Source organism: Desulfatiglans sp., from assembly GCA_012513605.1.
Taxonomy (GTDB): domain Bacteria; phylum Desulfobacterota; class DSM-4660; order Desulfatiglandales; family HGW-15; genus JAAZBV01.
In genome coordinates, this window is record JAAZBV010000054.1 from 26093 (window position 1) to 38070 (window position 11978).

General features: G+C 42.8%; 11 protein-coding genes, 1 other RNA gene, 2 pseudogenes and 1 riboswitch. Of the genes and pseudogenes, 9 read left to right on the forward strand and 5 right to left on the reverse strand.

Annotation, left to right across the window (positions count from 1 at the left end; genetic code table 11):
- The first annotated feature begins 16 nt into the window (after positions 1 to 16).
- From smpB to GX654_07155, 4 genes and pseudogenes are all read left to right on the forward strand, one after another.
- Positions 17 to 466 (forward strand): SsrA-binding protein SmpB, encoded by a 450-nt coding sequence (smpB, locus tag GX654_07140; protein NLD36628.1) that lies wholly within the window; start codon positions 17 to 19, stop codon positions 464 to 466.
- A gap of 119 nt (positions 467 to 585) precedes the next feature.
- Positions 586 to 945, forward strand: a transfer-messenger RNA (tmRNA) gene (ssrA, locus tag GX654_07145).
- Between the two features lie 140 nt (positions 946 to 1085).
- Positions 1086 to 1295, forward strand: coding sequence for a type II toxin-antitoxin system HicB family antitoxin (locus tag GX654_07150; protein NLD36629.1), 210 nt, complete (start codon positions 1086 to 1088; stop codon positions 1293 to 1295).
- 2 nt (positions 1296 to 1297) lie between these two features.
- Positions 1298 to 1522 (forward strand): annotated as a pseudogene (locus GX654_07155) (type II toxin-antitoxin system HicA family toxin).
- Positions 1523 to 2045: 523 nt separating this feature from the next.
- On the opposite strand, the gene GX654_07160 reads toward GX654_07155, so the two are convergent.
- The 3 genes from GX654_07160 to GX654_07170 are packed head-to-tail and all read right to left on the reverse strand — an operon-like array spanning position 2046 to position 3497.
- Entirely contained in the window at positions 2046 to 2969 is a 924-nt protein-coding gene (locus tag GX654_07160; protein NLD36630.1) for a HipA domain-containing protein, read from the reverse strand.
- Positions 2966 to 3277 (reverse strand): toxin HipA, encoded by a 312-nt coding sequence (locus GX654_07165; protein NLD36631.1) that lies wholly within the window; start codon positions 3275 to 3277, stop codon positions 2966 to 2968. The genes GX654_07160 and GX654_07165 overlap by 4 nt, the downstream gene beginning before the upstream one ends.
- On the reverse strand, positions 3264 to 3497 hold the full coding sequence (locus GX654_07170) for a helix-turn-helix transcriptional regulator (GenBank protein ID NLD36632.1): 234 nt from the start codon (positions 3495 to 3497) through the stop codon (positions 3264 to 3266). The genes GX654_07165 and GX654_07170 overlap by 14 nt, the downstream gene beginning before the upstream one ends.
- Positions 3498 to 3693: 196 nt before the next feature.
- Here GX654_07170 and GX654_07175 point away from each other — a divergent pair.
- Positions 3694 to 3963 (forward strand): annotated as a pseudogene (locus GX654_07175) (GIY-YIG nuclease family protein).
- Between the two features lie 119 nt (positions 3964 to 4082).
- Here GX654_07175 and GX654_07180 read toward each other — a convergent pair.
- On the reverse strand, positions 4083 to 4520 hold the full coding sequence (locus tag GX654_07180; protein ID NLD36633.1) for a MarR family transcriptional regulator: 438 nt from the start codon (positions 4518 to 4520) through the stop codon (positions 4083 to 4085).
- Positions 4521 to 4641: 121 nt separating this feature from the next.
- On the opposite strand from GX654_07180, the gene GX654_07185 reads away from it, so the two are divergent.
- From GX654_07185 to GX654_07195, 3 genes are all read left to right on the forward strand, one after another.
- Complete coding sequence (locus tag GX654_07185) at positions 4642 to 6489, forward strand: hypothetical protein (protein ID NLD36634.1); 1848 nt, start codon at positions 4642 to 4644, stop codon at positions 6487 to 6489.
- 12 nt (positions 6490 to 6501) lie between these two features.
- Positions 6502 to 8349: a hypothetical protein gene (locus tag GX654_07190; GenBank protein ID NLD36635.1), complete on the forward strand. Its 1848-nt coding sequence runs from the start codon at positions 6502 to 6504 to the stop codon at positions 8347 to 8349.
- Between the two features lie 170 nt (positions 8350 to 8519).
- Positions 8520 to 9152: a hypothetical protein gene (locus GX654_07195; protein NLD36636.1), complete on the forward strand. Its 633-nt coding sequence runs from the start codon at positions 8520 to 8522 to the stop codon at positions 9150 to 9152.
- 22 nt (positions 9153 to 9174) lie between these two features.
- On the opposite strand, the gene GX654_07200 is transcribed toward GX654_07195, so the two are convergent.
- The gene (locus GX654_07200) at positions 9175 to 10692 is read right to left on the reverse strand and encodes an aldo/keto reductase (protein ID NLD36637.1); all 1518 of its coding nucleotides are present in this window, start codon (positions 10690 to 10692) and stop codon (positions 9175 to 9177) included.
- Positions 10693 to 10994: 302 nt separating this feature from the next.
- Positions 10995 to 11084: riboswitch (cyclic di-GMP riboswitch) on the forward strand.
- A 60-nt stretch (positions 11085 to 11144) separates the two neighbouring features.
- Between GX654_07200 and GX654_07205 the strand changes: the two genes are divergently transcribed.
- Positions 11145 to 11978 (forward strand): hypothetical protein (locus GX654_07205; protein ID NLD36638.1); only part of this gene is annotated, 834 nt, incomplete at its 3' end.

Genomic DNA, 11978 nt, shown 5'->3' on the forward strand with positions numbered 1-11978 from the left:
AGAGTTAAACATACCAATGAGCGTAAAAGTTGTTTGTCAAAATAAAAAGGCATCCCATGACTATTTCATAGATGAAGCCCTTGAGGCAGGCATGGTACTCTTAGGGCCTGAAGTAAAATCGTTGAGGGATGGCAGGGCAAATCTTGTAGACGGCTATGCCAAGATAAAAAATGGTGAGGTATTTTTATATAACATGCATATAACCCCCTACCCCTATGCCCATTATCTCAACCTGGACCCGAAACGTACAAGAAAGCTGCTGTTCAATAAAAGAGAGATCAGACGGCTCCTAGGCAAGACAAAGGAAAAGGGGTATGCCCTAATACCTTTAAAGGTCTACTTCAAGGATAGCATGGCAAAGATAGAAATAGGGCTTGCAAAGGGTAAAAAATTATACGATAAACGCCACGCCCTTAAGGAAAAAGAGCTAAAAAGGGAGATGGATCAGGTAAAGAAGAGACGATAAGATTGACTATTGCCGGTTTAATGATTATTATTTTGACAGTTATTTAATGCAGTAAATCCGCTCCCGATTAGGCGATAGCTTAATCGGGTTATTATTCACATATCACGTAACTTTTTTAAGGGGGCGAAACGGGTTCGACGGGGATAAAGAAGCTTAAGTCGCATATCGAGGTTCTACTCGCTCGTTAAACGGGTGGAATAAACACAAACGCAGACGATTACGCGTACGCTGTAGCCGCGTAACAATTTTAGGCTACCGACCATTTCAGTCTTTCCTGCGAGGCAGAAATGGTCGTCGATAAAGCAGGATAGCTGATATGATTCACCTGTAGATCGTTGACGCGAAACCTTTATACGGGTCAGCCTTCAGGGACATCGCCCGGTAGGAAACTGAAGGTTAAACTCTTATACCGGGATATGTATGTAGAAGCTTAAGCGGAATATTTTCGGACGGGGGTTCGACTCCCCCCGCCTCCACCATCCTTCGCTCATTCATTTCATTCATGAGCTATGGATGGCAGGCCAGTTCTTATTGGCAACATTCTAAAGAGTAATATGCGAAGTTGGGCTAAATAAGAAGTCATCATTCTTTATTAAGATATACTTTTTGGGAGTAAAAAATGGCAACATACACAGCGGTCATAGAAAAATGTTGCGAAATAGGTCTTTATGTTGGTTTTGTTCCGGGCTTTCCTGGTGCACATTCACAAGGGGAAACACTTGATGAACTAAACCAAAATCTGAAAGAGGTTATAGAAATGCTCCTGGAAGATGGCTATCCAAAAATGGAAAGCGAATTTGTTGGGACTCAAAATGTTATGGTTGCATAAACATGGGAACCCTTCCTGTTCTAAAACCTAAAGTGGTTGCTTCAATCCTAAACAAACTGGGATTTCATTAAATCAGACAAAAAGGTTCCCATAGACAATATCGTCATTCGGATGGACGAAGCACTACAATTCCATTCCATTCCGGAAGAGATATATCTCCTGCCTTGTTAAAACAAATTATAAACGATATTCATGTAACTGTTGATGAATTTTTACAGCATCAATAAGAAATACCTATCAACGAATCTGTACCAGCATTTTCAAAAATATTTCAATTGCTTTTATTGGCATAGACATCGAAGTAAATCTTTTATATAAGAGGACGGACTTGACTTGACACCTTGCAAAAGGAAGGGTGGTCAGATACCTTCAAGGTTACACACTTAAAACGAGGTAAACAAGAAAAATACATGATACAGTTTTGGGCCATTTCCGCCAAAGAATAAAAATAAATCTCAGCAGAAACACAAGAGTCAATATAAAGGATAACTCGCCTAATAACTTCACTTCCAATCCTTTCAATCTAAGTTATCAGTTAAAGATATTAATAGGTAACTTAAAAGGACATATTAATCTGACAACCACTGAAATTCTTTTATTACCATATCAAATGAACGATCGGTATAAATTTCGTTGCATACATAAAAAATATCCTTCCCCCGCACTACCCCATTGGGCTACTTTTGGGCTCTCTTTTGGAAATTATTTTCAATTTTTGGATTTGGAATGATATATTGGTCAAGTGGCTTTTTATCTCAACAACCTATCTCTCCTCTTTTCCAGCACCAGTCTATACCTGTCTTTCAATTCATTCGGTAAAAAACTGATCTCTACAAGCCTGTCCCATTCAGGCATTGCGCCATTAATATCATCTAAGAGGGATGAGATAATCTTATCATTCAATGCCAGTCTGTCCCTGCCGAAATAGTCAATTAAAATATATGAATCCAGTCTGTTTTTCCTTCCTTTTACGGGCAGTGCTATCTCTTCTTTGGGATCAGACAGAACGATCGTGGTGTTCAGGATATCGTATGCAGGTGCAAGCTCTGTTTTATTATCCTTTGTCATTAATGAAAAGTTTTTTACATGCATGTCTTCATTGCCCAGTAAAAAATTCACCAGGGTCAGCCTGAACAGTTTTATTTTTTCAAGTGCCGGAAAGGTGCAGTACTGCTCTATAACCTTTGCTACTTTTTCCATGGATGCATCATACTTTGTGTCTCTGCTTAACCCCATAAGCTGGGAAAAGTCTTCCAAAGCAATCTTTTTTTTTCCTGTCCTGTCAAACCGCTTTATGAAATATGTCATTGAGCTGTCTTTGGAATATACAAGACCGTGCAGCGGCACCTGGATGCCAGCTGCAGATGCTAGACGCATGGACAGATCTTCGTTTTCAGGCAGGTTTCTGTATTGCGGGTTTTGAGGTTTAAGGATATATCTGCCACCGGTGTCCACAAGTTCAAACCCGTTTATGCGGGTATTCAATATGGCACTCAGCTTGGGCTGAATACCCTGGATGGACATTTTCGGTGCACGGGAAGCAGCTTCGATAATCTGATCCGAGGCGGTATATGGCAGATCCACAAGCTCCATGAGACTTCTTGAAAGGAGACTTAAACCCTTTGGTGAATATCTTTTTTCACATTCTTCATATGTTATTGGGCAGATATTCATTCAGCCTCACAAACTGTAACTGCCCCGACCATATCCTTACCTACTGCCAGAAGCTGGCTCAAAAGATCCTGCCTGTCTATTTTAAGGGCGCGAAGGAGCGCCTCCAGGTTGTATCCTTCAGGAAGAAGCCCCTCAAGGAAAGGCGGGAAGGTGTCATACTCAAATGGTTCAGGTTTTACAGGTACTGTGAGAGAAACAGGAGGCCCGCTATATCCCGGGTCATATGTGAATCTATAGGCTTTACGTGGGGTTGTCTCCTCCAGGATGCCTGTATGGATATCATGCATAAATATATCAGCTTTCCGCATTATCACCTGCCTTGAATTGTGCCATCAACGGGCTGTCAATAGATACTGAAATATTGATGGTATCAAGTACTTTTAACAGCGTGTTCAACCGGACAGTGTCCTTGCCGTTTTCAATATCATAGATAGCTGTCTTCCCCACACCTGCAATATCGGCCAGACTAACCCTGGAAAGCCCGGCCTGTTTGCGGTGGAACTGAACAATAGCTCCAAATTCCTTCATCATGTTTATGTTTATTTTTACCGTCATAACAGTATAATTAATGCGTTTATAAAAATATTAAGAACAATTAGTGTTATAATTTGTATTTTTACTGCTTTAACGGTTAATTGTCAATATTTATCTGTGAAAACGAGTTATAGACCCTTAATTTATTAAATATATACTGCTATAGCAGCAATAAAGTTATTATTTTTACATCCTCCAATCTGAAAGTTATCCCAATCGTTACCATACCGGTTTCACAGAAGATCTAAAAACTCGTCTGGATACACACAATGCTGGTCAAGATACCCACACATCAAAATACTAACCATGGAGAATAAAAACATCAATTGCTTTTACTGACAGACAGCAAGCTTTAAATTTTGAATCATACCTAAAAAGCCCCTCAGGCAGAGCCTTTACAAAAAAAAACTTTAACATTTTTCCCCTTGCCCCATTGGGCTGCTTTTGGGCCCTATTTTAAATTGTTTTCATATTTTTGTTTTAAAATATATTTATGGGAGAGGGCAACTCCCAATCTATTCTCTGTATATATTCCCTGTTTAAAACATAGCATGCTATTATTTTTTAATGCAGGGTCATTTAAAAATCATATGACTCAATATTTTTATTGATCTTTATAAGCAACTCGGTGAATAAAGTCCTCTCACCTTTTGTGAGACCTTTCAGAAACTTTTCTTCGGTTTCATCCATGTGGACATGTGAATCCTGGCAGACTTCTTCTCCCTTTGGTGCCAATTTTACAAACTTGATTCGCTTGTCAGAGCTATCAAACTCGCCTTTTACAAAGCCCTTTTCTTCAAGCCTTTTAGCAATGCCAAGGGTTGTAGGCTGTGAATTTCGGAGCAACTTTTCAAGTTCTTTCAGAGTGAGGCTCCCGCTTTCGGAGTTTTTTAGAGCCCATAGTACACGCATTTGAGAGACAGTAAGATCTTTTTCTTTAAGCTCCCTGTTTGCCATCCTTTCAAGGGCATCATGTATCTGCTTTATAATAATTCCGATATATATTTTTTCTTTCACAAGAACTCCTTTTTTAGTTTGAAATCATATATGAAATACTATATTTTTAAATAGCATGCTATTGAATAATTCATAATTTATAAACTGTATTCAAATACCTAATACCGGAAAGGAGTAATTAATGGGAAAGGCTAAAAAAACACTGCTAAAGTCCTTAACAGGGGTGATTTTATTATTTTCAATCGCCCTGCTCTATGCAGATGCCCTTGCTGCCAAATCTGAAAGAAAAGCAGAAGCCATTTCATTTGAGGTGCTGAATCCGGAGGCGGAGATGATCATGGCATCTGATATCTCTGTTATTTCTCCACGGGTTAAAAATCTGTCCGCCGGCAAAATCGGACTGGTCTGGGCAGGCAAATCCGGTGGAGAGTTTTTTCTTGATGCACTGGAGATACTCCTTAAAAAGAAATATCCTTCCGCTACAATCCTCAGGTATACCCGGGGTGCAGATAACGCAGAGGCGAGGATACCAAAAGAGGTAGACACCTTTGTCTATGCTGTGGGTGATTCAGGCCAGGGTGCATGGGATAGCGTATCCTATACAATAAAAATGGAAAAACTGGGTAAACCCGGTGTTGCTGTCTTTGGTGAACACCTGATGCATAACGCAGAAACAGCCGCTAATCATCTTGGCATGCCATCTGTACGTATGGCACCCTTGCCCAGCATGGAGTTCTACCCGAACAGGGCAAGCGCAAAGAGCATGATACCCTGCGCAGAGATGGTTTTTAATGATATAGTAAATGCCCTGACCCTTCCTATAAAACCTTCAGAGAAAGAGGCAGGCATAAAACCCGGGAAAGCGGCGATTGAAACAGTAAAAATATCAGCGGACAGCCTGGAATCCGCCTATGAGAAATTCTATCAGACATACATGGATAATAACTGGGGTGATGGACTCCCGCTTGTCCCTCCCACACCGGGTAATGTCGCACAGATGCTAAAGGCAACCAGTCTTGCACCTGATAAGGTACTGGGGGTAATAAAATCTCCGGACGGAACATCTGTTATTGCTAATGTCACTGTACAGAAGGCGGCAGTGAACGCCGTTATGGCGGGCGCCAGACCGGAATATTTTCCGGTCATTGTTGCTGCAATGGAAGGAATATCAGATAAGGATTTTTCACACCATGTGTTTTCTTCTGATGGCTCTTTTAATCTTTTTATAGGTGTGAGCGGGCCCATTGTTGATAAAATAAATATGCATACAGGCATTGGCCTATTAGGGCACGGATGGCGTGCAAACAATACGATAGGACGTGCTGTAAGGCTCTGCATGAACAATATCGGCCATTTAAAACCCGCAAAGCTCGATACCGCATTAACCGGCAGGCCTTCATCCCATACCTTTTATGTGCTTGCTGAAAACAATAGATTAAGCCCGTGGGCTCCATATCACACTGGGCGTGGTTATAAGGCAGAAGAGAGCTATGTTACTGTATCAGGCATAGGTCTTGGAGGCGATTTCACAGGCTACGGCGGAGGAACCGGCGGTGCCTGGACAGTTGACGGCATGCTGGATGATATTATCGGTAAAATTGCCCCCAACCGCCTTATGTTTGCCTCGTACCTGCCTGGCGTTGGCTTAGGGGCCTTTGCCAGACCTTTTAACTATATCTTTATATTAAGTCCGGATACAGCAAATGCACTTAAAAAGCGGGATTTCACCCGGGAGGGGCTTGTTGACTACATTATTGATAAGACATCAGTCCCCTACGAGGAGCTGACCGAAAATGAGATAAAGGGACTTAAAAAGCGACTTTCGGAAAAGAGTGAGGCATTTGGCGGGACCGATAATATCCCTGAAGAGAGGATCCCAATGTACTGGGAAAACCTTAAACCGGGCGGCAAGGTGCCCGTTGTGGTTTCTCCTGACACTATAAACATTTTTGTATCCGGTGAGGTGTCGGGCTATAATTTTGGTGCGATTTATCTTTTAGGTGCACATTCAATAAAACCTGTTCAGTAAAGGAGGCAGATTATGAAAACTGAAAATATCAGCAAACTAAGCAGGAGGCGATTTATACAGGGCACTGTATCCGGGATTATGGGCATGGGAGCAGTGGCAGCCTTAAGCTGTGCAGATGGAAAAAGCAAATCAGATAAAAAGGAGATGGTCACCCTTGAGATACTGGAGCCTCACGGCGAACTGGCCTTTCCCGAAAGGCAGGGTTTATTTGCCCCGCGCCTCACAGACCTTAATGGAAAGAAGATCGCCATTATGGCAATGGGCGAGGATTCCATGTCATTTTTCGATACAATAAAATCAATGCTTAAAATGAAGTACCCTTCTGTTGAGTTTATCCATTTCAGTTATGGAGTCCCTAACGCACCCGATATCTCCGGTGAAATAGCAGAGAAGTGCGACGGGTGGATAGACGGGGTAAAGGCATCAGAGACAGGTTCCAGGCATGATACAGGAGCCAGGCTGGAAAAGCGGGGTCGCCCCGGTGTTGCAATTGTATCTGATGCAGTAATAAAGGCGAAAAAACTGTTGGTGGATATCAATGGCATGCCTACCTGCCGCGTTCTAGCTGTACCCGCAGTGGAATATCTTGTGGCCAAGACTGATCCCGGATTAATGAAACAGGTTGCAGAGGCGGCCTTTGATGAAATACATGATGCGCTGATAAGGCCGCTCACAAAAGAGGAAATGGAGGTCAATAATTTCACCTATGACTATTACCCTAAAAAATTTACAGGGGCTGATTATGCTGAGGCAAATGAAAAGTTTCAGCAATACTGTACTGATAATTTTTTAACAGATGGTATGCCTGTAGTACCGCCCACTAGAGAGGCTGTGTCAAGGATGCTCGCTGGGACATCCTATCCGCCTGATAAGGAGATAGGGCTTATGTATCCAAAGCAGGGTAAAGCGACTGTAGAAAAAATCGCCATAAGCGCGGTTATGGCAGGTGCAAAGCCGGAATATCTCCCTGTTATTATCGCCATGATAGAGACCATTACTGCCAAAGACTTTAATCAGTACCATATTGTTAATGAAATACTGCCCATAACATTTATCAGCGGGCCTATTATTGAAGAGATCGGGCTCAATAATGAGACAGGCTATCTCGCCCCGGGCCACAGGGCCAACGCAACTATCGGCAGGGCAATGCTCATGTGCATGATCAACATAGGCTGGCGCCGCATGGATGTTTATTCGTCACCGGGTGGTCTCGGGCAGCCGGCTGCCTATGCAAATTACATAATACCTGAAAACCAGAAGGCGAGCCCCTGGGAGACATATGCGGTTTCAACCGGGTTTAAACCTGAGGAAAGTACAGTAACCATATGCGAAGGGATTTTTATATCGCGCGGTCCGTCAGAGACCCTCAGCATGGACAATTTTGAAAACAGGCTTGAACAGATGAGTGCCATGTTCGCCCCTTCTGCGGGGGTGTTCGGCTTTTTCGGGATGCCCAAGGACGGTGTTGATATACGGCATATGATAGCGATCCATCCGACATTTGCACAGCAGCTTAAGAATGCAGGTTTTACCAGGGAGTCTTTTATCAAGTGGCTGCACGATAAAAACACCATTAACTGGGACAAAATGAGTGAAGAGGAACGCAAGGCTCTAAAAGAGCAGGTGGCTGAAAATAAGGTTATCGGTATAAGACCTGAAGAGCTGAAACCGGGGCTCTACAGAGAACCCTTTAAAGATCATAAAGATGTAGCTGTAATAGTATCCGGTACAGGTGCAGGCGGAGTGATTGTCTTCCAGACCCCATGCGGCTCAACCGCAAATGTTGAGGATGTTAAGGTAACAAGGCCTTACATGCACAAGGTAATACGCGGAGCAGCACTGACAAAGGCAGGGAGGTAGCAGGGGCAGGAAAGAGGAGATAGAAAAGAGGAAAGAGAAAAGAGGGAAGGAGTATTAAATGGGTGATAATAAAAATGCCAATGGCATTTTTATTTTGTATTTCCATTTTTAGTGGTTAAAATAGGAAAAAATACAAACAAACAGATAAACAAATTAATGGAGTACAGGCCATGACCAGAATAATATCCTTTATTTTCATACTGTTATTAGGTTTTTGCCCACTCTCTTTAATAGCAATAGAGCCATCACCTGCACCCGGTAACGCCCCGGAATTCATCCCTGTTTCTAAAAAGCCCTGTTATATAGGGTGTGATTTCCAGTTCCAGTACTGTTACCATTACAATATTTTGAACATGAATGATGCAATTAAGGTGAAGGAATGGAATGTATCAGAGGGCCTTGTGACCGGTAAGGCGGCAGCGGACATAAAGGCAATGTTGTTAATCAAGATGTGCTATCAGGTTTCATTGACCTCTGCCTTTCCTGTTGCTGAAAAAGAGATAGACCTCCAATCTGAATTTGAATTCAGCATAAAGGTAAACAGTGATGCAGGTGATATGTGCATCAGTGATGAGGAAAGCACAATCAACTTTTCTACCCTTGAACTCAAGGGGGATATTAAAACCGAACCCATCCCCCTCATGCAGGAGCATCTGATTGGTAACATGTCAGCCATAATAAAGGATTCAGTAATAAAGGCAGTATACAGTTCTGTCTCAAAGGATAAAAAATTGAAAAACATCTATTGCGGTGAAGGGCCGACTGACACAGCAGAGAGCGATGCCCCATGCGGGTGCGAATAGACTATCCTATTCGGGTTCAAGTTTATATACCCGCTAAAAGTATCTCCTCTGTCTTTGCAGTCCTTTCAGCTGCATCTACAGTTACCAGGCTGTAGGTATGTGAACTATTATCGTTAAGAATCTCTTCATGGATAAATGGTGCCCTTGTTACCTGTGATTTATGGTTAACCTGCCCCACCTTAAGGTTATCCCGCCATATCTCATAACGAATAATTGGCTCATCTCCGGCATAGGCAGTCTGCCATGTTAGTTTAGCTACCCTTTTCCGGTCTCTGCTTTCCTGTACAACAGAAAAATCCCTTGGTGCGCTCAGCGCCTGTTTTTCCACCTGAAAAAAACCATTAGTCTTACCTTCTTTGACCGAAAGGGCAAGTTTTTCCACCTCTCTGCGATCAGTAATTGAATAGGCATCTGGTGCGATCTGGGCTGAAAGCAGGTTTTGTGTAAGCTGGCAGGCCTTTGGATCATTATCTATATGACCTGTACCAATAATGGCAGTATGGATACCAGGGGTTGTAAGTGAGTATTCAACCAGTTTCCTGCTGGGAAGCTTTCCTCCACCTACCCTGCGGACAACCATGTGAGGCCCCTGTGTCATAACAGCAGGTTTTTCATACATGGCGCCATCAGCAAAGACCTTCATTGCTATGATACCCATGTTATTTGCCTGTGCCACAGGTATGATATTGTATTGCATATTGAAATAGTTTCTGTCATTGGCGTTTATGGCTACAAGCATGCCTTCCAAAACCTTCCTGGTGTCACGATGAATCATCTCCATCATAACCGCTGGGGATGCATGCCCGGAAAAACCTATATGACGAATAAGCCTTTCTTCATCCGGGTTCAGGCCGGTAAGGTTTGTTCCGTCACGTAAATCTATCAGTGTTGCAAGGGTGCCAATTGTCTCGGCCTTCTGATCCGTGTTTTCATAGCCTGCATATAATGCATTTATATCCTCTATACTGGTAACAGCATGCATTAGCACCATATCCAGGTATGCACCCTTGGGGTAGGCACCCTTTCCATCACCAAAAACCTGTGACAACGTCCTTTTGATATCACTTACTGCATGGGTACCTGATCCATTGGTAAGATTATACATCACATCATTCTTCCACCCGCCCTTACCAAAACGCAGGCAGGTCTTGCTGGTTAAAAATATGGACCTGCGCAGCTTTTCATTATAGCCCGGTTTTTCGGGAATAAGGTCAAGAGAACGAAATGCCTTCCCATAATGGAGTTGACTATCGTCATAAAAATTGGAGGTATCATAGTAATTTATGCCGGAGGCAAATGCCTTGAGGATAATCTTAACAGGGTCAACATCAGCAGGTGTCCACTGAAGTGATGCCTGCCCGCCCATGCCAAGGGTGGTTGCCTCAAAGTTAAGCCGCCCCATCGAACGCTTCATAAGGCTGGTAGCTGCCTGTGCTCTTTCAATATGAATAAAGGGACCAATAGTCAATCCAGCAGCAGTGAGTGCTGTATTTTTAATGAACTGCCTGCGGGTATATTCCTTCTTATTAAAACCTTTCATGTTATTCTCCTTTTACAAACCAGGGTAAAACCATAGATAAAATAGGCGGCAAGGTCAAGTTGAAACATATCATTGATATAATAATAACTGCACTGTAATTTATTTAAAAACAACCAGAATGTAATTTAATATACACCTAAATGTCTCCTTTTGTGAAACACAGCTTAAATGTATTTTTTTTAATTCACCGAGCAAAAAAAATAAAGCTATGTGTTTCCAACAGGTTACACATTTGGAAGCAATCCACTAATATTGGAATACATATTGCATAAGCAACATACAGCTCGATAGTTTTTCGAGTAGCTTGATAATGGCAAACCGTTCGAAAGGGCGGGACGCAAAGCCATCGGCCTAAGTTCCTGATTCAGGGATACGGTTGCGAGGTTGCCGGGCAGACAGCACTTCCAAAAGTGCATGGTCTCAGGCCAAGCAGGATTTTTTGGAGGTGCTTTATGTTTTACAGGGATTTTTCCGGTTTTTTTAACCACAGTATTCGTGTATTTTTTTTCACAATTATCTTAATAATCATTTCAGCAGCAACTGTCAGCGCACGTCAGGTAACACTTACCTGGGAACCTAACAGCGAGCCTGACCTCAGTCATTATATTGTCTACTGGGGTACCACATCTGGAAATTATACCTCCAACAGTGGAAATATAGGCATGGTAACAGAATATTCTGTTACAATACCTGACGAAGGCCAGTATTTTTTTGCAGTAACCGCGGTTGACGAAGCAGGTTTGGAGAGTGATTTCTCAAACGAGGTTTTTACAGAAGAGGGATCAGGATCAGGATCATTACCTCCTGTTGCTAATGCAGGCACTGACCAGACAAAGGCTGAAGGACAGGTTGTCACACTTAACGGCTCTGCATCTTCTGACCCGGATGGTTCTATTGTCTCATATAATTGGACACAGACCGGCGGTACGGCTGTTACACTTAGCAGCGCTACAACGGTTCAGCCCTCCTTTACAGCACCAAATGTCGGTCCATCAGGCGCAACACTTACTTTCAGTCTTACAGTAACAGACACCCAGGGCTTACAGAGCACCGATTCAGTTAATATTAATGTAACATGGGTTAATGCTGCCCCTACTGCTAATGCAGGCCCTGATCAGACTAAAGCAGAAGGTCTTGTTGTTACACTTAACGGTTCAGGCTCTTCTGACCCGGATGGTAGCACCCTTACATACCTCTGGACACAAACCGGCGGTACGGCTGTTACACTTAGCAGCGCTACAACAGTTCAGCCCTCCTTTACAGCACCAAATGTCGGTCCATCAGGC

What these genes read in the sequence shown, in the direction of transcription:
- smpB (NLD36628.1), top strand. Translation starts at nt 17, where the DNA reads ATGAGCGTAAAAGTTGTTTGTCAAAATAAAAAGGCATCCCATGACTAT.
- GX654_07150 (NLD36629.1), top strand. Translation starts at nt 1,086, where the DNA reads ATGGCAACATACACAGCGGTCATAGAAAAATGTTGCGAAATAGGTCTT.
- GX654_07160 (NLD36630.1), bottom strand. Translation starts at nt 2,969, where the DNA reads ATGAATATCTGCCCAATAACATATGAAGAATGTGAAAAAAGATATTCA.
- GX654_07165 (NLD36631.1), bottom strand. Translation starts at nt 3,277, where the DNA reads ATGCGGAAAGCTGATATATTTATGCATGATATCCATACAGGCATCCTG.
- GX654_07170 (NLD36632.1), bottom strand. Translation starts at nt 3,497, where the DNA reads ATGAAGGAATTTGGAGCTATTGTTCAGTTCCACCGCAAACAGGCCGGG.
- GX654_07185 (NLD36634.1), top strand. Translation starts at nt 4,642, where the DNA reads ATGGGAAAGGCTAAAAAAACACTGCTAAAGTCCTTAACAGGGGTGATT.
- GX654_07190 (NLD36635.1), top strand. Translation starts at nt 6,502, where the DNA reads ATGAAAACTGAAAATATCAGCAAACTAAGCAGGAGGCGATTTATACAG.
- GX654_07195 (NLD36636.1), top strand. Translation starts at nt 8,520, where the DNA reads ATGACCAGAATAATATCCTTTATTTTCATACTGTTATTAGGTTTTTGC.
- GX654_07200 (NLD36637.1), bottom strand. Translation starts at nt 10,692, where the DNA reads ATGAAAGGTTTTAATAAGAAGGAATATACCCGCAGGCAGTTCATTAAA.